This window comes from Nitrospirota bacterium (genome assembly GCA_016212185.1).
Classification (GTDB): Bacteria; Nitrospirota; Thermodesulfovibrionia; order UBA6902; family DSMQ01; genus JACRGX01.
On the sequence record JACRGX010000061.1, the window covers coordinates 1 to 26,394 of the forward strand.

A 26,394-nucleotide genomic window follows, 5' to 3' on the forward strand; every position below is an offset into this window, starting at 1 on the left:
AGCGCCTCAAGCGCTGTTGCGCCGAGGTCTGAAAAGCTGGTCCTTAATCCGAGATTAACGCTTGTTTTAAGGGCCTTGCCGTAAATCAGCAAAGGCACGTATTCTCTTGAATGGTCTGTGCTCGGTGTCGTCGGGTCGCATCCGTGGTCAGCGGTGATGAATAAAATATCCCTTTCCGTAAGCATTTCAAATATCTCAGGCAGTTTTCTGTCAAAGTCCTTTAGAGCCTTTGCATAACCCTGAGGGTCATTTCTGTGCCCGTAAATCGTGTCAAAGTCCACAAGCGTCACCCATACAAGCCCTTTCCCAAGATTATTAAAATATGTGATGGTTTTTGATAAGGCATCATCATTGCCTGACACCAACACTGATTTTGTAAAACCCTTGCCTGCAAAAATATCTTTAACCTTGCCTATGCTTACTACTTCAAGCCCGTTTTCAGAAATATATTCAAGCGCTGTTTTTTCATGCGGAGGCAGACTGAAGTCTTTTCTCCGCGGAGTTCTCTGGAATGAGCCTGCTTTGCCGATAAACGGTCTTGCAATAACCCGCCCCACATTATGAGGCGGCTTGAGGATGTTTCGTGCGATTTCACACATTTTACATAATTCTTCCACTGGAATTACTTCCTCATGCGCTGCTATCTGAAACACGCTGTCGGCAGAGGTATAAACAATTGGCTTGCCTGTCCTGATATGTTCTTCACCGAGTTCTTTGATAATCTCTGTGCCTGACGCAGTCTTGTTGCCGAGGGTTTTTCTGCCGATAGCATTTTCAAAGGCATTTATAACTTCAGGCGGAAAACCGTGAGGGAAGGTAGGGAAGGGCTTATCAACGACAACTCCCATCATTTCCCAATGCCCTGACGTGGTATCTTTTCCTTTTGACGCCTCAGCCATTTTTCCAAAGGAGCCTTTAAGCTGAGCAGGTTTGCCGATTCCCCTGAAATCTCCTAAATAACCAAGCCCGAGGGATTCCAGATTAGGCAGGGTCAGTCCGCCGAATGCATCTGCCGTATTTTTAAGAGTATTACTGCCCCTGTCGCCGTATTCACCGGCATCAGGCAGTTCGCCGATTCCAAGCCCGTCAAGGACGATTAATAAAATGCGTTTTATCATAGTTGCAATAATAGAATAGCATATCTGATTTTAACTATCTTAACCTAAATAATGCCCCGGCTTCTATAATTTCCAGTGTAATAAAGACAGGAATTCCTTAATTTTCCACCTGCCTGCGGTAGGTAGGTTTTGATTTTTGTTTTTTTAATTTTAAACATTCTCCGTGTGCTCTGTGGTGCATTGCATTATTCAGGAGTTAGGAATTACTTAGAAATTTTGCAACATGTTACATGTGTGTAATTTGACAAGAATGTAATATTTACATTTTAATAATATCTTCCAACTCCCTGCACACCTTACTTTATAGATATTCTTTTTTTGTCAAAAAATTTCTGTAAATTTACTTAACGTCAAATTTTTTGAAAACAAAAAATTGCTTTATTAAAAAATCTTTTTTTTCAATGAGTATGTTTTTCCGTTTAAATTTCTGTTTATTTTTATTACAATTGCATAGTTAGCTGACTGCTGCAAACATCTTTGATTAAACCAAAAATTTCTATTTTTTTATAAACCTCGCAAGGTTCTTGCTTGTTTATAGGTAAGAGCAGTTTTTTGGGCAATAGTATCTTTTTAAAACCCCCCCATAGAGGGAGACAAATCTATGCAGTACAGTGAGGATGCGAATCTTAACGACAGATGTGAACCCCATAAAGAATGCGAATCCCTGAAAAGGGCGCTGAAGAAGGAGTTTGGATTAACACAGATACTGGGAAGGAGCAAGGCTACAGAGGAACTCCGTGAAAAGATAAGCAGGATATCCTCCTGTGATGTCACTGTCTTGATATCAGGTGAGAGCGGGACAGGGAAAGAGCTGGCGGCCAGGGCTATCCACTATTTGAGCAGTAGGTCCAGAAAGCCCTTCACCCCTGTTAACTGCGGCGCTATTCCGGAAAGCCTCTTTGAGAATGAACTCTTTGGTCATGTGAAGGGAGCCTTTACAGATGCGCGTCTTGAGCAGTTTGGACTTGTAAAGGAGGCTGAGGGCGGCACCCTATTTCTGGATGAGATAGGCGCACTCAGCCCATATATTCAGGTAAAATTCCTACGTCTGTTACAGGAAAGAGAGTATAAACCTCTTGGAGACTCCAGACCCCATAAAGCAGATATTAGAATAATTTCTGCCACAAACAAAGACCTTGCAGTCCTCGTCAAAGAGGACACATTCAGGGAAGACCTCTACTATAGATTGAATATCGTCTCTCTTTATATTCCTTCTCTCCGGGATAGAAAAGAAGATATTCCGCTCCTGATTGAGCACTTTATAACTAAATACTGCAGGCAATACAACAAACCCATTAAAGAGGTATCACCAGATGCTATGGAAGTTTTTATCGCTTATTCCTGGCCAGGGAACATCAGAGAACTGGAGAATAAAATCCAGCAGCTTATTGTAATGTCTCTATTCCCTGTGATAAGCGCCGGCGACATCCAGCTTTCAACAAGCAAATCAACTACTGAAAAAGAACTTGGATATTTCATGGCCGCCAAAAAAAGCGCCATTGATATTTTTGAAAAGACTTATCTCACCCAACTCCTCACAGACCACATGGGCAATATGGTCTGCGCTGCCCAAAGATCTGGGAAGAGCCGCACAGCCCTCTGGAATCTCCTCAAAAAACACAATCTCTCCCCAAGGCAGTTCTCTGACTTTGCGTCATAAAAAAGTGACGCAAGAGTCATAAAAAGTTTATTCTCTCCATTAACCGCTCCAAAATTATCTTTATAAATCAACGCGCTGCAGAAGCGCGCAGTTTGGCATATTTGTTGCTAAAAGTGATAATGGTTACTGATGCATGTAAATCTAATCTCCGATGACGCTTGTTAATTTGTCATTCCGACTTGTTCGGAATCCTTACTTTAAAGAGAGATGGTCGAAGCGACCATGACAGAAAGAAGTCGGAAGGACTCCCGACAAGCGGGAGTGACAGATGAGGATAATACTTCGCTTGCGAGAATGACGAACTGTGCGGAGGACATTTTTTATGCAGGAAGCAATAGCCCAATGAAACAGGAAGATATCTCAAAAAAGATTGCGGACTATCTCCGAAGGAATCCTGATGCTGGAGATACCCTTGAGGGGGTTGCCAGGTGGTGGGTTCAATGCGAATGTATAGAGGAATCTGTGGAAAAGGTAGCGGCTGTTCTGGAGATTTTAGTCCAAAAAGGGGCGGTTAAAAAACAGGATGCCGGAGACGGCAGACCTCTTTATAAGTTCTGTAAAGGGGAATAGTGAGATTCAAAACCTTCTCACGTCATTGTTACTTTTTGGGGTGAACTCACATGGAACTAAATGGGGGTGATGCAATTATGTCTTAGTAAGTGTTATGCCTTGATGCTATCGGGGAGAAAAGGGGGGATATTCGAAGTATCATTCAACTCACCAATAAAAAATAATAATTAAGGGAGACTTTAAGATGAAGAGATTACGATTATTTGTTTTTCTAATGATAATGCTATTGTCTGTTTCTGCAAATGCTGCTCTTATTGACAATGGGAATGGCACAGTAACACAGATAAAGAGTGACGGCTCAATGCTCATGTGGCTTAAGGATGCTAACTATGCCGGGACTACAGGATATGTTTCCTATAATGACTATTATGATACCTATAGTACTGGTGGCAGCATGACTTGGGGCAATGCCATGTATTGGGCTGATACTTTGTCTTTTGCAGGGTATGACGACTGGCGGCTGCCAGCCTCCCCCCCGGGCGAGATGGAAGATTTGTATTATAACGAAGGGGTGACAGCTTCAACGCCGGGACCCTTTACTAACTTGTATGACCCAGACCCGACTCACGGCGTCAGCTACTGGTATAGTAGGGAGTCTGAGACCTGTCCCGGATGCGGCGCGTATTTTTTCATGTTCAACGGCGGCGTGGTGATGGAGGACTGGAAGTACCACGAGCGCAAAGCTTGGGCAGTGCGCACCGTAGTCCCTGAACCGATAAGTTCAATTCTCTTTGTTACTGGCGGAGCAACTTTTGGAATTAGAGGCTTTTTTAGAAAAAGGAAGCAAAGAACTTAAACTTTAAAACCATAAAGGAGGTAAAAAAATATGCGGACAGGAAAATGGTTCTTGGTCCTTTTTTTAACCGTCACCTTAGCTGTAATGGGAACTGCTGCCAACTTATTAGCTTATGACCTGTATGCGACTGATTCTGGTAGCGACGAATTTTATGGTATAAATTCAAGCAATGCCTCATCAACCTGGCTATTTCATTTGCCCGAAGGCTGTTGAATGCAGGGATTAGCATGGGTCGGTTCGACCCTATATGGTGGCAGCGGGTCAACGGGCAATTTATATGCAATTGATCCGGGTAGTAGTTTGAGTTATATTGGCAGCGGCAGCTACGGTATCGGGGCTTTAGCATATGACGGAAGCACTTTGTATGGAGGTGGAGGTGCATTCTTTACAGTAAATCCCAGTAACGGCTCTCAAACTCTTATTAAATCAGGGGTGTATATTGAAGCAATGGAGTATTATAATGGGACCCTTTACGGAGGAAACGGGTCAGGTCAATTTTTCACGATAGACACATCTACAGGCAATATAAGTAACATTGGTCCCGGCACATACGGAATTAACGGTCTGGCAGTGAGTAATGGTATAATGTATGGCGCTAACAGCACTGCGCTTTTTAGTATTGACTTGACTACCGGAACTCAAACTTATATTGGTGATACTGGAATTGGCTTTGTGGGTGCGTTGGCTGGTCCAATGGCACCCGAACCCATAAGCTCCATCCTTTTTCTCACCGGCAGTGCAGTACTGGCAGGCAGAGGCTATCTAAAAAAGAGGGGATTTAAGAAAGGTAAAGTTAAAGGTTAAACAGTGAAGGACGGCTGTTACCCTGATGATTCAGAGTGACAGGCGTTTTTGTTATGTTATAGTGTTTTGCCCGACATTTTCAGAACAACTATTAATTAAGTATACTTTTTCAGGAAGATTTTGCCCACTCACATCCGCGAAGACCGTAAATTTTCAACACAGTTAAAACTCGATTCCCCTTCGTGCCTTTATGCCGTTATTGTACGGGTGCTTAATCATGCGCATCTCGGTTACATAATCTGCAATTTTTATTAATCCCTCCGGCGCCTTTCTGCCTGTAAATACGAGTTCAAGTCCGGCAGGTTTTTCTTTAATAATTGCTCTGACATCATCCATATCTGCAAGCCTGCCGCTGAGGAGATTATTAAACTCATCCAGAATAATCATGTCATAAGCATTGCTTTTTATTTCTCTTATTGTCAGCGCTATTGCTTTTTTTACGGCTTTTTTAAGCTCAGCCGGTTTTATTTGAGGGCTGAATATCGGAGATACCTGACCTTTAAACCGTACAACTTTTATTTTTAATTTTTTTGCAGCAATGATTTCCCCTGAGTCAGTTCCCCTGCCTTTGAGGAATTGCAGTATCAGGACTTTTTTCCCGCGTCCAACCGCCCTGACTGCAAGACCCATAGCGGCAGTAGTCTTGCCCTTGCCTTCACCTGTGTAAACGTGTATTAAGCCTTTAGACATTTCAAAATAGTTGATAGTGAATAGTATTTAGTGAATAGTAAAACTCTGGATTCCTGCCTCCGCAGGAATGACCTCACTGTTCACTGACAACTGTTCACTGTTTTTAAAGAGCGGGCGACGGGATTTGAACCCGCGACCTTCAGCTTGGGAAGCTGACACTCTACCACTGAGTTACACCCGCGTTAAAGACAGTTATTAGTGAATAGTATTTAGTGAACAGTTGTTAGTAAAGAACTATTCACTGTTTACTGTCGTTATAATTGTATTATTCTTTGCAGTATTATTTCAAGCACTGCATTTCTGTTATAATAAAAACCATGTTTAATATTTTGACAAAAATAATGGGCACTAAGAACGAGCGTGAAATTAAGAGGCTCTCCTCTATCGCAGAGACCATAAATTCTTTTGAATCATCAATTTCCTCCCTTGACGACAGCGGGCTTAAGGCTAAGACAGATGAGTTCCGCAGGAGGCTGGAGTCAGGGGAAAGCCTTGATGATATTCTGCCTGAGGCGTTTGCAGTTGTAAGAGAGGTTTCGCACAGGATTTCGGGCATGCGGCATTTTGACGTCCAGCTTATCGGGGGCATAGTACTGCATGAAGGCAGGATAGCAGAGATGAAGACAGGAGAAGGAAAAACGCTGGTTGCAACGCTTTCTGTCTATCTTAATGCACTGGATGGTCACGGTGTTCATGTTGTCACTGTCAACGATTATCTTGCCAAGAGAGATGTGCAGTGGATGGGTTCTATTTATCACTTTCTCGGACTTTCAGTAGGCACAATCCAGCATGATGCGTCTTTTTTGTTTGACCCTTCCTATCATCAGCCTGACAGGAGGTTATCCGGTTTAAGGCCTGTGACAAGGAAAGAGGCATATCTGGCCGATATTACCTATGGCACAAATAATGAATTCGGATTTGATTATCTCAGGGACAACATGAGGTATGACATAAATGATTATGTCCAGAGAGAGCTGAACTATGCGATTGTTGACGAGGTTGACAGCATCCTTATTGACGAGGCCAGGACTCCGCTTATCATCTCAGGACCTTCTGAGGAGTCAACGGACAAATACTATAAAATTGATAAGATAATACCTAAACTCTCAAGAGAGACCGATTACATCATAGACGAAAAACTGAAAACAGTTACCCTGACAGAGGAAGGCAATATAAAGGTTGAGAGGCTTTTGGGCGCGGGCAATTTGTATGACCCTTCCAACATAGAGCTGGTCCATCATGTCAATCAGGCATTAAGGGCGCATACCCTTTTCAGGCTGGATGTGGATTATGTTATCAAGGACAATGAGGTGATAATAGTTGATGAATTTACAGGACGCCTTATGCCGGGCAGACGCTGGTCAGACGGGCTTCATCAGGCGATTGAGGCAAAGGAAGGCGTAAAGATAGCCAGTGAAAACCAGACTCTCGCAACCATTACATTTCAGAACTATTTCAGGATGTACAAAAAACTTGCCGGAATGACGGGCACTGCCGAGACTGAGGCTGAAGAGTTTGCAAAGATTTATAACCTTGACGTGCTGGTTGCGCCGACTAATAAACCGATGATAAGGGTTGATAATCCTGATTCCGTTTATAAATCCGAGCGCGGTAAATTTAATGCGGTCATTAATGAGATTGCCGACTGCCACAAGAGGGGACAGCCTGTGCTGGTAGGCACCATATCAATAGAAAAATCAGAGGTGCTCAGCGCGATGCTCAGAAAAAAAGGAGTACCGCATTCAGTCCTGAACGCAAAGTATCATGAGAGAGAGGCTGAGATTGTTGCGCAGGCTGGACGGAGCCGGTCTGTGACAATAGCAACCAACATGGCCGGAAGGGGCACGGATATTGTGCTCGGAGGCAATCCTGAAGGCCTTGCAAGAGACATCCTCGGTGATAAAAAAGATTTTACAAACGAGGAATATGAGGCGGCGCTGAATAAGGCAAAAGAACTCTGCATGAAGGATAGGGAAAAAGTTTTATCTCTGGGCGGGCTTCATATCCTCGGCACAGAGAGGCACGAATCAAGAAGGATTGACAATCAGCTCAGGGGGCGTTCAGGCCGGCAGGGGGACCCGGGCACGTCAAGGTTTTATCTTTCACTTGAAGATGACCTGATGAGAATCTTCGGCTCAGAAAGAATTGCGGGGCTTATGGGAAGGCTCGGGATGGATGAATCCCAGCCTATTGAGCACAGGATGATTTCAAAGGCCATAGAAAATGCGCAGAAAAAAGTTGAAGCGCATAATTTTGACATCAGAAAACACCTTATTGAATATGATGATGTGATGAATAAGCAGAGGACTGAAATTTATTCTTTCAGGCGCGACATACTCGCAGGCGAAGGCTTGAAGGATAAGATTATTGAAATGTCGGAAAATGTTTTAAATGAGTTTTTAAATGCCTATTGTCCTGATGATAAGCACCCTGAGGAGTGGGATATGAAGGGGCTTAAAGAAACCCTTTACGGATACTTTTCCATAACGACGAATGCAGAGGCGCAGACGTCTGATGAGCTTTATGAAAAACTCGTTCAGGGCATAAAACTTGCATATGAGAACAAAGAAAAAGAAATCAGCGCAGATATGTTCAGGCAGTTGGAAAGATACATACTCCTTCAGGTGGTTGACTCGCAGTGGAAAGACCATCTCCTGGGAATGGATCATTTAAAGGAGGGCATAGGTCTGAGGGGTTATGCCCAGAGAGACCCGCTTGTGGAGTACAAAAAAGAGGCGTTTGAAGTCTTTGCAGGAATGAGCGACAGGGTCGCATCTGAGGTTGTAAACAGGCTGTTTAAGGTTCAGATTGCAAGAGAAGAAAACGTGGAGAGAAAGATGGTCTTGAAACCGGCAAGGGTGCAATACGGCAGGGGAGAAGGCGGTGAAAAGCCCCAGACTGTTGTCAAGGACAGGAAAATCGGCAGGAATGACCCGTGCATCTGCGGCAGCGGTAAGAAGTACAAAAAATGCTGCGGGGTAAATGCGTAGTGGCAGGGTTAAAACAGTAAAGAAAGCTATTCAACAAGGCAGGTAGTTTTTCTGTCATTCCCGCCTGCGCAGGAATGACGTATAGTGGTAATTTATTAAATTTTTAGCGGACACTACTGTTTAAGAATATTTTTTCCCGGTAACGGCAGATTATTGACAAATAAAATAGTAGCATATATCATATATATGACAGGAGGTATTTATGAAAAGGACTACTATATTTGCGGATGCTGATTTGCTCAATGAAATCAAAGAGGTCTCAAAAGAAGAAAACAGGAGCGTGGCGGAGATTATAAGAGAGGCGATGCTGAGTTACATTAAACGAAAGAGATTTAAGAAGAAAAGGGTGTCTTTTGTTGGTATTGGAGACAGCGGCAGGAAAGACATAGCAGGACGGCATGAGGAATTGCTTTGGAAAAAAGCTATAAAATAGATACTGCTGTTTGCGATACAGGCATTATTTATGCGCTTGCAGATAAAAAAGATTCCTGGCATAAACAAACTGTTGATTTTGTAAGCTCTTATAAAGGCAGATTGATTATTCCTTCTACGGTAATACCCGAGGCCTGTTATCTCTTAAACACATATTTAGGCTCATTTGCTGAAATAGAATTTATTAATTCATTAATCAACAAGGAACTCAGTATTGAACATTTCAGCGTTGTTGATTTAAATTGCTGCATTGAGTTATTAAAAAAATACGAAGATTTTAATATTGGATTTGTGGATGCCTCTATAATAGCAATTTCCGAGAGGTTGAATGTCTGTAAAATAGTGACAACTGACAGAAAACACTTTTCTGTGATAAAGCCCAAGCATTGCGGCGCCTTTAGTTTGCTGCCGTGATTGAAATGCATTTAACAAATAAAACTTTTTATTGACTCCTAATTAAAGTTTTTGAAATTTCCAATTGACTCCTACAACTTCCCCAGCGTCCTAATAAGCGCCTCGGCTTTTTTGAGCGTTTCGTAATATTCCTTTTCCGGTTCGGAATCCGCCACAATACCGGCGCCTGCCTGCACATAGGCGATATTGTTTTTAATCACAAAGGTCCTGATGATAATGTTTAAATCCATGGTCCTGTTAAAACCGATGTATCCGAATGAACCTGTGTAAGGTCCTCTTGCAACCGGCTCAAGCTCGTCAATTATTTCCATGCACCTTACCTTTGGGACTCCGGTAATGGTCCCTCCGGGGAATGCAGCCCTTATTGCGTCAAAGCAGTCTCTGCCTTTTGCAAGCGTGCCGCTGACATTGGAAACTATATGAATCACATGCGAGTAGTCCTCTGTCGCCATGAATTCATCAACAAGGACCGAGCCGTAGTCGGAAATTCTGCCGAGGTCATTTCTCTCAAGGTCAATGAGCATCAGATGCTCTGCGCGTTCTTTTTCATTAAGCAGGAGTTCTGCCCGCATTTTTTTGTCGCCTCCGGCATCTGCCCCCCTTGGTCTTGTGCCTGCAATCGGTCTTGTTTCAACAGTATTCCCCTGAATCCGCAACAGTCTTTCAGGAGATGAACTTACTATGTGATAATCTCCCATGTTCAGATAACCTGCAAACGGGGATGGATTTATCTCTTTTAATTGCAGATAAATCTGCCATGGCGTTGTATTCCCTATGTCAGCCGAGACCCTCTGCGAGAGATTTGCCTGGAAGATGTCCCCTGCCTTGATGTATTCTTTTGCTTTTCTGACAATATTCATATATTTTTCTTTGCCCATTTCATGGTGAATCTCAATTTTTTTAAGGCGTTCAAATTGTTTAAATTGTTCAAGCTGTTCAAACGAATTTAAACTATTTGAACTAATTTTTTTATATAGCGCATTTATCTTTTCACACGCCCTGTCGTAATAACTGCCATAATCAGATTGGGGATTAGGCTTTGGGGATTGGATATTGGACTTTTGACTGTTTGCCCCCTTGAACGATTGAACGCTTGAACTGAGTATTTGCTCCGCTCCATGGCATGAGATGATAAAAACCTTTTTATCTTTATGGTCAAAGGCAATCACGGTATCAAAGAATAAAAAGTGTGCATCAGGGATTTTAAGGTCATCAATCACGGTCTTCGGCAGGCGCTCAAAGTACTGGACAAAATCATAACTCAGAAGACCCACTGCACCGCCGATAAAAGGAGGAAGATTTGGAGGAGAGTCAATCTTACAGCATGTGAGCAGTTCCTTTAATGTTTTAAGAGGTACGGTGGTGTTAAATATTCTTTGTCCCTTTGTCCCTTTGTCCCTTTGCCCCTTTGTTTCTATTTCCACAACCCCGTCTTTTACTTTAAAAATTAAAAACGGCTCAATTCCGGCAAATGAATACCGCGCAATTTTTTCAGGGCCCTTTGCGCTTTCAAGCAGGAAACTGTATGGGCTTTCCAGAGTATTGTAAATTTCGTGAGGCGGCGTAAAAGGCAGTTGAGCATAAACAGGATATATTATCCCTGTTTTAGCGGCTTCTATGAAATTATTTTTGTCAGGAAGGATATTAAGCATTAAAAATTTTTGCTCTTTCTAACAAACGATGTCATTCTCCAGTCGATGCGACTCCTTGCGGAGATCCGCTTTGGACTTGACCAGGGAATCCAGAAATTATCTCCTCATACAAATCTTTCCTTAATCTTGTAGCCCCGTTCAGTTACCTGCTTAACTGCTTCAGGATTTATTGCCATGATTTTAATATAAATAATAGTTATTTTAGCCTGCTATTGCAAGCACGAAATAAGAAAATTAAAAATACGCCGGAAATACATTTGAATTTGTAAAATTGTTCAGACAAATATCTTTTTGTTTATGATAAAATCTATCAATGGAGAATCAGTGGAAAAAATTATTCTGAAAACAGAAATGCCTGATGTGGGCGTTCCGCGGTGCGGAAAGGTGAGGGACCTTTACGACCTTGGCGAGCATCTGCTTCTTGTTGTAACCGACAGGGTTTCCGCCTTTGACGTTGTTCTGCCAAACGGCATACCCGGAAAGGGAAGGGTGCTTACGCAGATTTCCATTTACTGGTTCAGGCAGATGGAAGATATCATCAAAAACCATATAGTTGCAACTGATGTCAGGGATTTCCCTGAAAAACTCCGTAAATATCATGAGATGCTTGAAGGCAGGAGCATGCTTGTGAAAAAAGCAAACCCCATGCCTGTGGAATGTATTGTCAGGGGATATCTTTCGGGTTCCGGATGGAAGGAATATAAAGAAAAAGGCGTTGTATGCGGCATAAAACTTCCTGCCGGGCTTGTGGAATCATCCAAGCTCCCTGAACCGGTTTTTACTCCGAGCACTAAGGCGGATGAAGGGCATGACATTAATATATCTTTTAATGAAATGAAACGCATTGTCGGAGATGAGACTGCGGAAAGATTGAGGAGTGCGAGCATTAAGATTTATTCAAAGGCAAGGGATTTGGCTGAGAAAAAAGGCATAATAATTGCCGACACAAAATTTGAATTCGGCATTTACCCCGCTAAAAACTCATTGATTTCAAGCGGGGTGAACTGCGGTAAGTTAATCCTGATAGACGAACTTCTGACGCCGGATTCATCCCGCTTCTGGTCCTTAAGAGATTATGCGCCGGGCAAAGGGCAGGACAGCTTTGACAAGCAGATTGTCAGGGATTACCTCCTCACGCTTGACTGGGATAAGAGTTATCCCGGGCCTGAACTCCCTGAGGAAATTGTTTCAAAGACGGCACAGCGATATAAAGATATACTTAAGGTATTAGCCGCAACGGTTTAATTTTAAACATTTTTAAGCAATAAAATGGATAAATTTAAAAAAGCCGTTTTCCCGCTTACTGTAACGATTGCCTATTTGTTATTTATATTTTATTCCGGCTTTCTGAAGACAAAACCTGTTTTAATTCCATGGATTTCAATTTCAGGCATTATAATATTTACAGGCTTATACCGTTATCTGAGCTACATAAAAAAAGGTTTTCCTTTCTCAGGATGGAAAAGCCTTGAACTCCTTCTGCCGCTGCTTCTTCTCATTGAGACGCTTATCAGGTTTTTCAATAAGCCGTTATTGCACCTTGCCTATATTTCGGTCATCGTTATTATTTCAGGTTACTTCCCGTTTAAAATTATTATTTCGTGCATAGCGGCAATTTTTCTGCTGGGGATACCGTCTCAGTGGTGGAACAAGGGATATTTCTCAGAAGAAAGCGGGAGCTATTTTTTTATTCTGGTCACAGGCATAATTTCCTACTACATTTCGCATAAAAGACTTAAGATATCAAAAAAGGCGGTTGAAGACCTTGAAAAACTGAAGAACAGCGCCCTGAATCTTGATGCATCAACCGAAGGGTCGCTTTTTAACGAAGACAGGTTTTCCCACCTTGTTAAGTCGGTTCTTGACACAGAAAGGGATTTAAAGGAAATGCTTTTTCTTATCAAAAAAATAATTAACACTGATGCAGTCGCACTGTTTATGCTGGAGGGGGATAGTCTTGTATTAAAGGCGTCAACAGAGGATAAATATTCAAAATCCGCATATCACGGCGAAGGGTATTTGTTAAGTGTAATAAAAGGGAAAAAATCACTTATTCAGCCAAGATTTAAATACAGCCTTTTTGACATTGAAAATACAGCATCAAAGGATGCAGGGTCTTCGCTGTGCGTGCCTGTGTTTGACGGCAGTGTTTCTGTCGGAGTGCTTGAGATGGTCAGCAACGGGGAATCGGCATTCGGCGCGCATGAAGAAGATATTGCCGCCAGTTTTGCCGGTCAGATAGGACAGACCATCGGGAAGGCAAGGAGTTATGTTGAGGTGGAGCGTTTTGCAAAGGGATTTAAATCACTTCATGAGGCTAGCAGGTCTTTCGGCACTTCTTTAAGGGTTGAGGAGATAGCGGAAAAACTTGTGGAGCTTGTCTTTGGGATGGTGAATTCATCGGCAGTCGGTTTTTTCATTCCTGATAAGGGAGAACTCAAGGTTGTTGCAAAAGAAGGGTTTGAACCTGAGGATGAGAGCTTTTATTCAAAAGGAACTTATTTTGATTTGATTGTCAAAAACAAGCAACCTTTGCATTTTTCCCATCTGGAGGGGAAGCGGGGAGTGTATCCGTTCAGGATTCCTGATGCAAAGACTTTTTTGGGAATTCCCATAATGTCCTCCGGCAATGATGTGTTAGGCATACTTGCCGTTATTTCACGCGAGGCAGATGCAATAAGCTCTTTTCACGGGCACTTTCTGAGCATTATGGCTGACCAGGCTGCATTGTCCATGACCAATGCAAGGCTTCACCATGAAGTTGAAAAACTTGCCATGACAGATGGACTCACAAGGCTTTATAACCATAAACATTTTTATGAGAGGCTCGGAGAGGAATTTCAGAGATACGAAAGGTTCCCGCAGCCGATTTCTCTGCTGGTTATGGATATTGACTATTTCAAAAAAATAAACGATGTCCACGGGCATCCTGCCGGTGATGCGGTCCTTCTCGGCCTGGCGGCGATACTTAAAAAAACACTCAGGGGCATAGATATCATAGCAAGATACGGCGGTGAAGAATTTGCTGCGGTGCTGTTGAATACAGAGACCCCGCGCGCCAAAAAGATCGCAGAGAGGCTAAGGGTCAAAGTCATGAATACGCCTTTTGCTGTTGATGGAAACGATTTAACAATAGCCTTAAGCATTGGCGTCGCCACATATCCGCATGATGCGGAGAATAAGGAAGACCTTATCAATAAGGCGGACCGGGCGCTTTATTACGCAAAAGACAACGGTAGAAATCAGGTATGCCTGTGGAAGGATATCGGGAAATGATTATTAAGCGGGGGAAGGGGAAAATGCAGAAAAATAATCCGGATGTTTTAAAAATGATTGTTAAGCAGTTTTTTATTGTTGCTGTATTTATTTTTTTAGCCGTCAATGCGATATCTGCCGATATTGTTACATTTGAGAAAGAATACACATATCAGTCAAGTGAGATTGACAGCGAGGTTTCATGCAGGATAATTGCGCTGAAACAGGTGAAAAGACTTCTTATTGAGGAAATTAAAAATTATCTTGAAAGCAGAGGACTCACAAAGGATTTGCATCTGACAAAAGACCGGATTACCACCATAATTGCAGGGGCAGTCAGTGTTGAGATAATAGATGAAAAATGGGATGAGAAGAAATATTTTATTAAAGCCAAAATTTCAGCCAATCCGGACATTACAATCAGAATTATTGATTTCATCCGCAGCGGCGAACAAAGGATGAAAGAATTGGAGGCAGTGGACAAAAAATCAGCAGATTTTTTTATGGAACTTGAAAAATTGAGAAAAGAACTGCAGGCGGTTAAGACTGATAGCAACGAGCCCGGACTGAGAGATAAAAAGATAATTGCTCAATATAATGAAACTGCAAGGAAATTAGGTGCAACCTACTGGTTTGAACAAGGATATATTGCCGTAATAACAGCCAATCACAAAGAAATAATAGATGCCTTTACAAAAACCATTGAACTTGACCCCGGATATACAGAGGCTTATCGTCAACGCGGGACTGCTTATGTGATGTTGAGTAAATTTCAAGAAGCAGTCAGTGATCTTGACAAGGTTATTGAGCAGGACCCCCAAGATGAATGGGCTTATAATAACCGCGGGTTTGCTTTTAAGGAATTAGGCAGATACCGTGAAGCAATCAAAGATTTAACGCGGGCAGTAGAACTGAATCCCGAACTTCAAATTTATTATAACCGTGGAATTGCTTATATTAATACCGGCAAATATCAGGAGGCGCTTAAGGACTTTGACAAGGCGATTGAACAAAACCCAAAAAATGAAAAGAATTACTATAACCGGGGGATTGCTTACAGAGAATTAGGCAGATATCAGGAGGCAATTAAGGACTTTGACAAAGCCATTGAGATGTTTCCCGGATATGCGCTGGCTTATAACAGCAGGGGGCTTGCCTACGGCAAATCTGGAAAATATAAAGAGGCTATTAAGGATTTTAACAAGGCTATTGAACTAAATCCAAAAGATGCAGAGGCTTTTAATAACCATGGAGTTGCAAATTTCAGCCTTGGCAAAGAAAAAGAGGCTGTCAAGGATTTTAAAAAAGCGGCAAAATTAGGGCATAAAGGCGCACAGGAGTATCTGAAATCACGGGGCATCAAGTGGGAATGACCGCTACAAAATCTTTCCCTTCCTGCTGAAAAACTCGCTTAGCGCAAGCCTAATCACAGCGCCCTTGGACCATTTCTGACCTGTTTCTTTTGAATAATCCTTTGCAAGCTCTTTAAGCGCCTCAAGGACTTCTTCCTCAAGATAAGCAGAAACCTTCTTCAGTTTTTCATGGTCAGTGCTCATAAGAATATTATACATCTTCAGCATGTATATAGTTAGTGAGCAGGCATAAATACCCTCTAAATTCCAGGAAAACAGTAAAATTATTGAATGTCATGCTGCAAATTTTGTGGTTTTTGCTCAGGACTATTGAATAGAAGGCAGCATGACTTTAATGTACTGCCCTGAAATTCTTCAGACATCCATCCCTGCTTGTCTTACACGCAGGGATGAACGCTTGAAGCGGCAGGTATAGGTATCTGAAAAAGCTTTAGAGCAACACCGCTGAATGTCATGTTGCCTTTTTGGGATGTTGGTTTAAAGAGAAGACTTTAAAGTTTGCAACATGACTTGTTATTATTATTGTTGCGTTCTAAAGATTTTGAAGGTATCTATACCTGTCGCCAATAGCTATAATTATTTGTGTTTTTCAGAGTTCCATGGCGCGAATTTCACAAGAAGCAGTATCCCCGGAACTGCTATTAAAGTGCACACAATAAAAAAACCTTCCCATCCGGTGTTTTTTGCCAGAAAACCCGTAGGCGCTGAGGCAAGCACCCTCGGAACTCCCATGAGACTGCTTAAAAGCGCATATTGTGTTGCGGTAAACTTTTTATTCGTGATGCTTGCCATGAAAGCGACATATGCGGTTGTGCCCATGCCGCCTGTCAGGTTCTCAAAGCCGATTACTGCGGACAATGCAGGCAGGCTGTGCCCGATGCGCGCAAGTACGGCAAAGCCGGCGGTAGATACAGCCTGAAGAAAACCAAATATCCACAGCGAGCGGTTGATCCCGAGCCTGAGCATGATTATTCCGCCCGTGAGACTGCCTGCGATTGTAGCCCAGAAACCAAACAATTTGACTATGGCCCCGATTTCTGTTTTCGTAAAACCCAGGTCCAGATAAAAGGGCGTTGTCATTGCGCTTGCCATGGTGTCGCCGATTTTGTATAAGAGTATAAATGCCAGCATCCATAATGCACCCTGACGGCTGAAATATTCCCTGAGAGGATTTAAAACAGCATCTCTTAAACTCGCGGGCGGAGCAACTGCAACTTGGGGTTCTCTTACCGTCAATGTGGTTATGCCTCCGATTAGCATACAGCCTGCCATTATTATATAAACCATGCGAAATGACATGTAATCTGCCATTATCAATCCGCCGCCTGAAGCCAGAAGCATTCCCACGCGGTATCCGTTGACATATAATGAAGACCCAAGCCCCAATTCTTCATCAGCTAAGTCCTCCCTACGGTAGGCATCCACAACAATATCCTGAGAGGCGCTGAAGAAGGTCACAAGGAGCGCTGCAGAGGCTAACATCCATGGATTTTTTACGGGGTCAGTGAAAGCAAGCGCGACAACAGATAAAATTAAAAAAAACTGCGCCATAAGCATCCAACCTCTCCGTCTGCCCAGAAACGGCAGGGTAAAGCGGTCAAGCAAGGGAGCCCATAGGAATTTTATTGTATATGGCAGACCGACAAGCGCCATCAGCCCTATTAGCGTCAGATCTACCCCCTCTTCCTTCATCCAGGCCTGCAGTACTGTTATGGTTAAAAGCAGGGGCAGGCCGCAGGCAAAACCCATGACAAAGGCTGTCAGCATGCGGCTGCTGAAAATTGATTTCAGAATGGGTTTGCGTTTTTCAGATAGCATCGTATCTCAATAGTTTTGTCTTTGAGGACGCAGACATTGCTCAAAAATTTATTTAACCTGATGATGATATTGAAAGTATCTTTAAACGCTGATAATTAATATTTACCGTCAAACATTAGTTAAATGTGCGTTAAGGTATCAGAAAATAAATTTTTTCTCAACATCTGCATCCTCCGTATTCTATAGAAAATTTTGGTCTTAAAATAATCATTCCCGGTTTATTCCTTATGTACTCCCTGAAATTCTGCTCAACCACCTTTCCCTTTTCAGAGGAGGCGTGTCTTAAATTGACTGCATTGCCGTTTTTAATAATAATCCCGACATGCGAAACATCAAGCCCCTGCATATCCGAATATATCCCCGCATAATCGCCTGTCTTGATTTTATCCATCACAGCATCATCAATAACGCCTGAAGGAATATATTTAATCTCTCTCCGAACAGGCTTAATGCCGTTTATAAAAAATGTGCCGTCTGCTTTTTTATTCAGGATTTTAGCGATGATTTTTGTCTTTCTGCCGCCGGTTTTTGCCGTAACATCATCAATAAACTCCGAATTAAACTCTCTCCAGTCTGTAAAAAAGTGATTTCTGTTTTCAAACGCTATTTTCCCGTTTCTGTACCTTACATTTTTTAGATTTTCCATAAATTCAGAAAATGAGCCTGACAGCCGCATTGACTCTATGTAATCAAGATAGGTAAAGCAGTCAATGCCTGAAAGATTTACCGCAAGAACTTCCGGAATATCAGCACTGCCGGTTAGAGTGGATTCTTTATAATCAATATTAAGAAAATGCCGTGAAAGAAAATCTATGCGCGCGCCGGTGTCTTTAATTTTCGCGGATTGATGCAGTAAGCTGTCAAGTTTATTCTGAGTCCATTTGCCTAAAGTGATATGCACGAAGTTATTTTATTATATCCGCCGTGAAAGTATAAAGCTGCGAATTTTTCCACGCATCTTTCGGAAGCCCTGCCTTAAGCGAGACATTTTCAAGGAATGCGTTTACATCCCATTTATATTCCGTTGCGACCTGCGGAAGCAGTATGCCTGAATTTTCTCCGCTGACAATAAACAGCCCGTGAACGCCAATTTTTATATCTTTAATATTTTGTAAAGCTACAAGCGGCGAGAGCACGGTTACCTCCACTTCCATATCATTTAATTCCTCTGCTCTCACAGGCGAGAACCTGTAATCTTTTGATGCCGCCGATACCGCATTTCTGATTACAGACTGATACAGGGGCATGAAGGGCTGAATATTGCCTATACAGCCGCGGAGATTGCCCTGCCTGTTTATAGTGACAAAGGTGGCTCCGTTTGCCATCAGCCTCGGGTCTTTTGTTTCAGCCTGCAAGACTTCGTTGTGTTTGACATAATGGAGAATTGTATTTTTGGCAAGTGAAAGGATCTCTTTTTTTTGCGCCTCTGTAAGCGTGCTCATGTACAAACCCATTGCAGAATATCCTACGACCCGGTTTTTATCATTAGTCACATCTCCTGAGTTTGCGTATTTATAAACAACGCCGTTCGTGGCGCCTAATGCCCTTGCAACCGCCATGGTGAACATCACGGGAAATCCTCCGCACATCTCTCCCTGACCGCTTGCCATAAGCCTCTCAACCTCTTCTGTGGACAACCTGCTTATTGCGTCAATGGTTTTGCTATCCATATTGACAGCGGTTTCATAGTCATGGTAATGAGAAAGGTCAGTGCTTGCAATGATTATTGCCTTTTCATTTTTCCTGAGTATTTCTGTCAGCTTTTCCGTAAGGAATTGAAAAGACTCCCTTGTCGGCGAGCCGATAAGAATGGGGACGATGCTGAAATTTTTCAATGACTGCTGAAGAAATGGCATCTGCACCTCAAGCGAATGTTCTTTTTCAAAGGCAGCAGGGTAAAAGGCGACATTTGCCTTTTCGTTTATCAGGGATTTTGCGATTTTTTTATTAATCGCTATTTTCCCGAGAGGCGTCTTCATACTGCCTTTGGTATATACGGACGCGCCTGTAAAGGTACTGTAATGGCTTGGGCCTATGAGAATGACTGTATCAACATCACGTTCTTTTAAATGCCTGTAAGAGTAGGCGGCGACATGCCCTGAAAACTCATACCCTGCATGCGGGGATATGAGCGCGATTAGCCTGCCGTCAACTGGTTTGTATTCAGCCGCTGAAAGAAAGCCGTCAACCATTTCCTTCAGGGTCTTGGCATCAGCCGGATAAAAGGCCCCTGCAACAGATGGTTCTTTTACCTTTCCCTCACATCCGGAAACAATGAACAGCAAACAGCAGACAGTGAACAGTAAACAGTGAACGGTGAACAGTGAACTGTTTACTGTGAACTTACTAAGTCTCATCTGTATTCCTCCAGAACATAGCTTTCTTGGGTTCGGATTTTACAGCGGGTTTAATCTTTTTATAAAAAAGGCTGACGAGCCCGCCTAAAAGAAAGAAACCTAAAAAATCTCTCCTTGTCATGATATTAACCCCCAAACCTTTTCTGAAGCAGACATAAATTCCCTCAAAAATTTTAGAATGCAAAAATTTATTAAGTTTTCAATACCCAATTCCGAAAGTCTTCGGGACCGTGGGGTTTCCTTATACTTCCCTCCACCTTGACGGGGGAGGGCGAGGGTGGGGGTGATTAAGATGCTGTTTCCACCCTCCCCTTCATCCCCTCCCGTCAAGGGAGGGGAGACTTTAGGATACCCTGCGATATTCGCCATTTCTCTAAAATTATTGCTATCCCTCATCCCCATACCCCCGGAATGACAGCACCGCAGAATCTGCACCTGCCTCCGGAAATATTATTCCGCATAACTGCATAACCGATTCTCGCAATCAGAAGCTGTTTGCAGTGATGACAGTATGTGTTCTCAGCATCGCTCCGCATATTGCCGATATAAACGTATCTGAGCCCTGCATCCATTGCCGCTGAGTGCGCATCCCTCAGCGTCTCAACAGGTGTAGGGGGCAGATTGGTTAATTTATAATACGGGAAAAACCTTGAAAAGTGTATCGGGATGTCGGCGCCGAGGTTTTTAACAATCCACCTGCACATCTCCGTTATAGTTTTTACATCATCATTAAGAGTAGGGATAACGAGATTGGTAATCTCAAGCCATACACCTTCCCGTCTAAGCGTTACAAGAGTATCCAGCACGGGTTTCAGCATTCCCCCGCATATCCTGTTGTAAAAATCCTCTGTAAATGCCTTCAGGTCCACGTCTGCCGCATCCATATATTTTGAAAGCTCCCTCAGCGGTTTTTCATTAATATAACCGCATGTGTGCATAGTGTTTTTCACATTAAAATTCCGGGCGATTTTAGCAGTATCAAACATGTATTCATAAAATACAGTCGGCTCAGTGTAGGTGTAGGTTATGGTCCTGCAGTTGTTGAACATTGCCTGCCTTACGACTTCGTCAGGAGGCAGGTCAAGGTTATCGGCGTCTTCAGGCTTTGCCTGAGATATCTGCCAGTTCTGGCAGAACTTGCATCCGAGCACACAGCCTGCAGTTGCAATTGAAAATGCCGTTGTTGCGGGAAGGAAGTGATAAAACGGCTTTTTCTCAATGGGGTCAATGGCGACTGAACACGGCTTTCCGTACACAAGGCTGTAAAGGACGCCGCCTTTGTTAATCCTTGCCCTGCATCCGCCAACCTGATAATCCTCAAGCAGGCATTCCGTGGGGCAAAGCTCGCACAGCACCTTCTTGCTCATGCTTAATTATAACTTAAAAAGGCTATTAACCACAGAGGACACAGGAAAAATATTCATTGTAAATTTATCATTGCAAAGTTAGCATTTTAAAATTTGCAATTTGAAATGATAATTGATAATTTTGCAATAATATTGTGGCAAGGACCGGTCTATTCCTTCTCCCGCCAGTACATCCCCTTATGCAGGCTCAGCCCTTTTTGAGAAATCACATTCTCATAATAAACCTTTCGCTCAAGATAGCCTTCTATCCCTGGCATTAGATACTCCTGAAGAATGTTATAAGAGAGCGTCAGGGCTATGAGAATTGCCGAAAAATATGTTAAAAGCTTAAATTTCCTTTCGTTGTTCATGTGCGATTATTTTTTCGCAAACATATCATTAAAAGAAACAGTTTTTAATTTCCCGGCTTTATAGGCTTTCAGTCTTTTCTCTGCTTCCTCTGCCCAAATTTTTTCAATTTCAGGGTCTGGAACATCCAGGCTTTTCATTAAGGCTTCAATCACTATGGATTTTTCCGCTGGTTTAAGGTGCAATGCTTTTGATATTATTTCTTTTGTTGGCGACATAATTTTTACCTCCCAAATATCTTTTATGTTCTGATAAATTATAGCATAAATTTACAAACTTAATTATAAGAATCCTGCGAGTTGGGTTGTACGGGTTAGGTCTTGAAATATAAGGCTGTATCAGAAAGGATATTCGTTGAGAGATACAACGGATTATTTAGACGTTCATTGCTGCTGTTGTCAGTAAGATGATAATAAAAACAGAATAAAAATGATATTTCAAGATCTGACCCCAATCCCCGACCCCAATCCCCACGTTAAAAGAATTTACACAAAAGTCTTGACACTACCTAAAGCGGTTTCCACGCCCGACGATTAACTTTGCTTTACTTTATATGATATAAGTAAAGCAAGGGAAGGAGGTGTTTTTATGCAGACTGTGCGGCTTAGCTCAAAGAACCAAATAGTTATTCCCAAAGAGGCGCGTGAGGCAATGAAGCTTAAAGGACAGGATGAGCTTCTTGTTATTGTGAAAGGTGATGTTACTATAATTATGCCTAAGCCTAAAAGTTATAGAAAAGACCTCTCAGGCGCAGGCAAAGGGATATACGCAAAGGCATATCTTCACAAGGAACGGAAGTCTTGGTAAAACATTTTTACTTTACTTGTTCATACTAATTACTATCCACTGTTTACTATTCACTGCCTTTATAACACCTATTGCATCTGATGCACTCTGATATGTGCGGAGACGGTTTATTTCCCATCGGGCAGTCATGCCTGCTCGGGTAGCCGTCAGCCTTTCTTGAAAATAGCCCTGTAAATGCCGCAACAGGGCACAGATACCTGCACCAGAAGCGCTCTACTTTCAGATTTGCAATAAGCGACACGGCAACCAGCGTCCATGTAAAAACATTTCCGCTGAATGAAAACAGGGTTACATATGTTTCATAATTTCCGTAATCAATTCTTTTGCTGATAAAAACAATAGCTATAATCACCCCAAGCAGGACATATTTTAATCTGCGCCATTTATCATCAGTTTCTTTCGGGACCTCCCATTTTTTAAACGGAAGCCTGCCTGCAAATTCGCACAATGCGCCAAACGGGCACAGCCATCCGCAGTAGAATCTTCCCGCAATAATTATTGACAGTATTGTGCTTCCGGCTGTTACATACCAGATGATTGCAGAAGAGTGTCTGAGAAGCAGGAGGTTAAAAACATGCAGAATTGAAAAAGGACTTGAAAGATATAAACCAATAATGATTATTCCTGCAAGCAAAGTGATGTCGCGCGACTTTAAAAATTTCTTTGAGCGCCTTGCCGCAAAATAGAAAGTCAGCGACGCTAAAAACAATAACAAATACCATATCCAGTTAATGTCTGTCGTCATGACCGCTTCTTCTGCGCCGGCAGTTAATCCGTAGACGTTTAATGCGATTATTCTTGAGGAGTTTTTTATGGACTTTGCCAGCGCTGTAACGCTTACAGTGGCCCTGCTTATGCCGTCAATGTCTTTGTCAATTTCAAACGGGTCGCTGATGCTTTTGCCTATGAACCGGTTAAGATATTGCGGGCTTTCCATGTAATGAACGTAATTTTTTGTCTCGCTGTGTCCGATAATTTTTATCCCTGTAATTTTCCCTTCCCTATTTAATGAAATTAGAGTTTTTATCGGGCCTGCATATCCTCTGATAGAGGGCATAATGTCATAAGTATTAAATGCTGCAATGCCTTCATCTGAAAAATAATGAGGGGGAGCGCCGCCTTTTTCGGCAAATGTGATGTCAGGCGCAATATCTTTGAGAAATTTCCTTTCATCAATGAATTCCTCAGGATGCAGGAGGTATCCTAAAATGAGTGAGACGATTGCTGTGAGAAGCAGAATTATTCTAATTTTTTTCATGTTTGACTCTTTATGTTTTATACAACGGCATACATGTCCTTAAAACTTTAAGAATACAACAATGATTATTATCTGTCATGCTGCAAAAATTTTTAAGTATTTGCCCTGAGCTATGTGTAAAAAGGCAGCATGACACTAATGTGTTGCCTTAAAGTTTTGCAGACATATATACCGTTGTTGTCCATTCTGAACCTTGTATTTAAACACAATACTAAATCCCCTCTTTAATGGAAAAGAGCAATGCCAGCGATGATAGTTTTAATAATGCCACAAACAGGAGTGTATTTTGAATCCCCAGCAAGGGCACAAAAAATATTGCCGTAAGAAATGCTCCTAAGAATGACCCTGCAAGGTCCAGGGCATAAAGTTTTCCGGCAATATTTGATAATCCCCCAATCTCCCCTAAAAATTTATTTGCCGCCACAAATTCCGCGCCTGCAATCAGCCCGCCTGAAAAACTGAGCAGATAGAAAACAAATTCGTCTTTAAAAAAAAGCGGAGAAGTGATTAACAGCAAAATAGTCAAAACTTCGCATGTCTTCAGCCTGAATAAAGATTTTTTCATATGTTTTGTAATATATGCGCCTGCCGCAATTCCTGCCATAAAAGTCGCTGTGAGTATGCCTATCATTTCATATATGTATCCGAATGCCGACTGATAAGTCAGGATTATCACTATTGAAAAAGCCATAGCCGAGTATCCCGTAGTAAAAATGGAGTAGTGCGCTGACTGAACTTTTTTACGCAAAACAAATACAGCAGTGATGAGCATGATGATTGCCGCCGCTATAAGCCATTTTTCGTATTCAGGCACGGACATGAGCATATCAATCTTCTGCGCCTCTGCCCACAGCATCAGGTTATAAAGATAAGCGGCGGGACGCAGATCATTATTTACAGCCTTCGTCTTTCCGAGCCGTTCTTCCAGCGCCCTGACCTTTAACGGAGAGAAGGCATCTTTTATGATGTAAGGATGAAAATATTTTGTGCCGATTATTTTTTTGGAGAACCTGCTTTCAAGCATTTCCGGTCTCGTGTCCATAAAACTATCCGAGGCAAGCATGATACCGTATTCTTCAGAAGATACACTGACATTTTTAAAGACGCTTTTTAATGAATTAAAAACAGAGCCGTTTGCAATCTGCATCCTTTTCCCGACATAGCCCGATGATGTGGGAAGAGACAGGGAAAGCATACCGCCCTGTCGCAGGACCTTGTGAGCTTCTTTGAAAAACTCAACAGTATAAAACCTGTTAATACCGGCAGTGGAGGGTTCAGGCAGGTTGAGAACAACAAGGTCGTACCGGGTATTTTGAAGAGTCTTAATAAATTTTCTTGCGTCTGCTGTTATTATCCGGAGCCTTTTATCATTCAGTATATTTCTGTCCTCCGGACTGAGTATTCCAAAAGAAACATTTATCATCTCAGGGTCTATCTCAATGAAGTCAATCCTTGAAGCGCTGTATTTTAAAAATTCCCTTAATACTGAGGGAGAGCCGCCGATTACAATTACATCCTGAATATTTTGTGAAGGATGAGCTGACACCGTCAGGTGAGCTTTTATCTCTTCTGTCTGAGGGTCGGGGTATGAAAACTGAAATTTGCCTAAAGAATAGACATTAAACTGCTCTCTGATTTTTAAGACCGCAATCTCTCCGTATCGCGATTCCACTTTTTTAATGAGTTGGAGGCCTTTTAATTGGCTCAGCAGCGACAGATCTATTCTATTGATTCCGGCATACAGGGCAAGCGGGATTAACAGCAGTGCGATTAAAAAGCGTTTTTTTATGAGCAGCAGCGCGATTATACAGTTCAGGATGCTTATTGACAGGGAAAGCGTTAATGCATTTACTCTGCCTGACAGCAGTAATACAAATAATATCCCTCCTGTAAATGCTCCTGCTGCCTCAATGCCGTATACCTTTGCTGTTTTCCCCTGAGTGTGGGAAACCGCAAGCGGAAACTGCATGCCGACAGCCATGCAGAGAGGGAGGAGCGTTATGACTGTGGCAATCAAGGTGATGCCGAGGGGTATTGTTTCTCCGAATCCTATTGAGAAACAAGGTCGGATTAAACTTATAAACAGAACTGTTAACTGCACAAAAAGTGCAACTGCAAAAAATGAAAGGGCAAAACCCTGTATGGATTTAAGCCTGCGGCCCGCATAGCTTCCTATGCCTGTAATAATTAACCATACGGACAGCGTTATCCCGATATCAAGTTCATTGCCGGAGAACACAGAAAGTAGCTGTCTCAGTGCAGTTATCTGCATGAGTATTGAGGTTAAGCCTATTGTGAAAATGGCAACGGCCTGCATTTTTAAACAGCCTCCCCTTTGTCAATTATAATTCGCCATCAGAAAAATGGGAATAGCTGTTTTGGCAGAAGATTTTGTAGATGCCTGTACCTGGTGTCTATCCAGCAGGGACGAATACCTTCATAATTTCAGGAAAACAGTAAAGATTCTTTAATATCATGCTGCAAATTTTGTGGTTTTTTCTCAGGACTACTGAATAGAAGGCAGCATGACTCTGATGTACTGCCCTGAAATTTCTCAGGCATTATTCCTGCTGACTAATGCATTGGGATAACAGTTGGTTGAGAAGGTATCTGTACCGGCTATTTGTGGAGAGGGGGGTAGTTTGAGAGCCGGATTTATATTGCTTCAATCCGGCCCGTAAAGCT

The 26,394-nt window shown here is 42.4% G+C and carries 23 protein-coding genes and 1 tRNA gene; 11 read left to right on the top strand and 13 right to left on the bottom strand.

Features of this window, described 5'->3' with window-relative positions; genetic code table 11:
* On the bottom strand, positions 1–1,118 hold a 1,118-nt coding region (locus tag HZA10_06990), incomplete at its 3' end, for a phosphopentomutase (protein ID MBI5196052.1).
* 703 nt (positions 1,119–1,821) lie between these two features.
* On the opposite strand from HZA10_06990, the gene HZA10_06995 reads away from it, so the two are divergent.
* The 4 genes from HZA10_06995 (at position 1,822) to HZA10_07010 (ending at position 4,948) form a co-directional block, all read left to right on the top strand.
* The gene (locus HZA10_06995; GenBank protein ID MBI5196053.1) at positions 1,822–2,778 is read left to right on the top strand and encodes a sigma-54-dependent Fis family transcriptional regulator; all 957 of its coding nucleotides are present in this window, start codon (positions 1,822–1,824) and stop codon (positions 2,776–2,778) included.
* A 342-nt stretch (positions 2,779–3,120) separates the two neighbouring features.
* The gene (locus HZA10_07000; protein MBI5196054.1) at positions 3,121–3,348 is read left to right on the top strand and encodes a hypothetical protein; all 228 of its coding nucleotides are present in this window, start codon (positions 3,121–3,123) and stop codon (positions 3,346–3,348) included.
* Between the two features lie 184 nt (positions 3,349–3,532).
* Positions 3,533–4,144, top strand: coding sequence for a DUF1566 domain-containing protein (locus HZA10_07005; protein MBI5196055.1), 612 nt, complete (start codon positions 3,533–3,535; stop codon positions 4,142–4,144).
* Between the two features lie 213 nt (positions 4,145–4,357).
* Positions 4,358–4,948, top strand: a complete 591-nt coding sequence (locus HZA10_07010; GenBank protein ID MBI5196056.1) for a PQQ-like beta-propeller repeat protein — start codon at positions 4,358–4,360, stop codon at positions 4,946–4,948.
* Positions 4,949–5,110: 162 nt separating this feature from the next.
* On the opposite strand, the gene HZA10_07015 is transcribed toward HZA10_07010, so the two are convergent.
* Positions 5,111–5,638, bottom strand: coding sequence for a cob(I)yrinic acid a,c-diamide adenosyltransferase (locus HZA10_07015; GenBank protein ID MBI5196057.1), 528 nt, complete (start codon positions 5,636–5,638; stop codon positions 5,111–5,113).
* 109 nt (positions 5,639–5,747) lie between these two features.
* A tRNA-Gly gene (locus tag HZA10_07020) sits at positions 5,748–5,819 on the bottom strand.
* A gap of 136 nt (positions 5,820–5,955) precedes the next feature.
* On the opposite strand from HZA10_07020, the gene secA reads away from it, so the two are divergent.
* The 3 genes from secA to HZA10_07035 all read left to right on the top strand — a co-directional run bounded on the left by secA (position 5,956) and on the right by HZA10_07035 (position 9,474).
* Positions 5,956–8,628, top strand: a complete 2,673-nt coding sequence (gene secA, locus HZA10_07025; GenBank protein MBI5196058.1) for a preprotein translocase subunit SecA — start codon at positions 5,956–5,958, stop codon at positions 8,626–8,628.
* Positions 8,629–8,830: 202 nt separating this feature from the next.
* On the top strand, positions 8,831–9,061 hold the full coding sequence (locus HZA10_07030; protein ID MBI5196059.1) for a ribbon-helix-helix protein, CopG family: 231 nt from the start codon (positions 8,831–8,833) through the stop codon (positions 9,059–9,061).
* Positions 9,040–9,474 (top strand): PIN domain-containing protein, encoded by a 435-nt coding sequence (locus HZA10_07035; protein ID MBI5196060.1) that lies wholly within the window; start codon positions 9,040–9,042, stop codon positions 9,472–9,474. The genes HZA10_07030 and HZA10_07035 overlap by 22 nt, the downstream gene beginning before the upstream one ends.
* Before the next feature lie 71 nt (positions 9,475–9,545).
* Here HZA10_07035 and HZA10_07040 read toward each other — a convergent pair whose 3' ends face one another.
* On the bottom strand, positions 9,546–11,126 hold the full coding sequence (locus HZA10_07040) for an anthranilate synthase component I family protein (protein MBI5196061.1): 1,581 nt from the start codon (positions 11,124–11,126) through the stop codon (positions 9,546–9,548).
* 324 nt (positions 11,127–11,450) lie between these two features.
* Between HZA10_07040 and HZA10_07045 the strand changes: the two genes are divergently transcribed.
* From HZA10_07045 to HZA10_07055, 3 genes are read left to right on the top strand one after another with little or no spacing between them, the layout of a single operon-like run.
* Complete coding sequence (locus HZA10_07045) at positions 11,451–12,371, top strand: phosphoribosylaminoimidazolesuccinocarboxamide synthase (GenBank protein ID MBI5196062.1); 921 nt, start codon at positions 11,451–11,453, stop codon at positions 12,369–12,371.
* 24 nt (positions 12,372–12,395) lie between these two features.
* Positions 12,396–14,402 carry a diguanylate cyclase gene (locus tag HZA10_07050; GenBank protein MBI5196063.1) on the top strand — a complete coding sequence of 669 codons (2,007 nt, stop codon included), beginning with the start codon at positions 12,396–12,398 and terminating at the stop codon, positions 14,400–14,402.
* Positions 14,399–15,754: a tetratricopeptide repeat protein gene (locus HZA10_07055; protein ID MBI5196064.1), complete on the top strand. Its 1,356-nt coding sequence runs from the start codon at positions 14,399–14,401 to the stop codon at positions 15,752–15,754. Before HZA10_07050 ends, HZA10_07055 begins: the two co-directional genes overlap by 4 nt.
* Before the next feature lie 3 nt (positions 15,755–15,757).
* On the opposite strand, the gene HZA10_07060 is transcribed toward HZA10_07055, so the two are convergent.
* From HZA10_07060 to HZA10_07090, 7 genes are all read right to left on the bottom strand, one after another.
* Positions 15,758–15,952, bottom strand: a complete 195-nt coding sequence (locus HZA10_07060; protein ID MBI5196065.1) for a hypothetical protein — start codon at positions 15,950–15,952, stop codon at positions 15,758–15,760.
* Positions 15,953–16,330: 378 nt separating this feature from the next.
* Positions 16,331–17,572: an AmpG family muropeptide MFS transporter gene (locus HZA10_07065; protein MBI5196066.1), complete on the bottom strand. Its 1,242-nt coding sequence runs from the start codon at positions 17,570–17,572 to the stop codon at positions 16,331–16,333.
* Positions 17,573–17,729: 157 nt separating this feature from the next.
* On the bottom strand, positions 17,730–18,473 hold the full coding sequence (locus HZA10_07070) for a DUF1460 domain-containing protein (GenBank protein ID MBI5196067.1): 744 nt from the start codon (positions 18,471–18,473) through the stop codon (positions 17,730–17,732).
* Positions 18,474–18,477: 4 nt separating this feature from the next.
* Positions 18,478–19,929, bottom strand: coding sequence for an AmmeMemoRadiSam system protein B (amrB, locus tag HZA10_07075; GenBank protein MBI5196068.1), 1,452 nt, complete (start codon positions 19,927–19,929; stop codon positions 18,478–18,480).
* 117 nt (positions 19,930–20,046) lie between these two features.
* Positions 20,047–20,325, bottom strand: coding sequence for a hypothetical protein (locus HZA10_07080; protein MBI5196069.1), 279 nt, complete (start codon positions 20,323–20,325; stop codon positions 20,047–20,049).
* A complete protein-coding gene (gene amrS / locus HZA10_07085; protein ID MBI5196070.1) occupies positions 20,322–21,296 on the bottom strand; it encodes an AmmeMemoRadiSam system radical SAM enzyme in 975 nt (324 codons plus the stop codon). The genes HZA10_07080 and amrS overlap by 4 nt, the downstream gene beginning before the upstream one ends.
* Before the next feature lie 356 nt (positions 21,297–21,652).
* A complete protein-coding gene (locus tag HZA10_07090) occupies positions 21,653–21,862 on the bottom strand; it encodes an addiction module protein (protein ID MBI5196071.1) in 210 nt (69 codons plus the stop codon).
* Positions 21,863–22,232: 370 nt separating this feature from the next.
* Between HZA10_07090 and HZA10_07095 the strand changes: the two genes are divergently transcribed.
* Positions 22,233–22,451: an AbrB/MazE/SpoVT family DNA-binding domain-containing protein gene (locus tag HZA10_07095; protein MBI5196072.1), complete on the top strand. Its 219-nt coding sequence runs from the start codon at positions 22,233–22,235 to the stop codon at positions 22,449–22,451.
* 46 nt (positions 22,452–22,497) lie between these two features.
* Here the strand turns inward: HZA10_07095 and HZA10_07100 are convergent, their stop codons facing one another.
* Together HZA10_07100 and HZA10_07105 are read right to left on the bottom strand one after the other, a co-directional pair.
* Complete coding sequence (locus HZA10_07100) at positions 22,498–23,709, bottom strand: 4Fe-4S binding protein (GenBank protein MBI5196073.1); 1,212 nt, start codon at positions 23,707–23,709, stop codon at positions 22,498–22,500.
* 211 nt (positions 23,710–23,920) lie between these two features.
* Positions 23,921–26,026 (bottom strand): hypothetical protein, encoded by a 2,106-nt coding sequence (locus tag HZA10_07105; GenBank protein ID MBI5196074.1) that lies wholly within the window; start codon positions 26,024–26,026, stop codon positions 23,921–23,923.
* Positions 26,027–26,394: the final 368 nt, after the last annotated feature.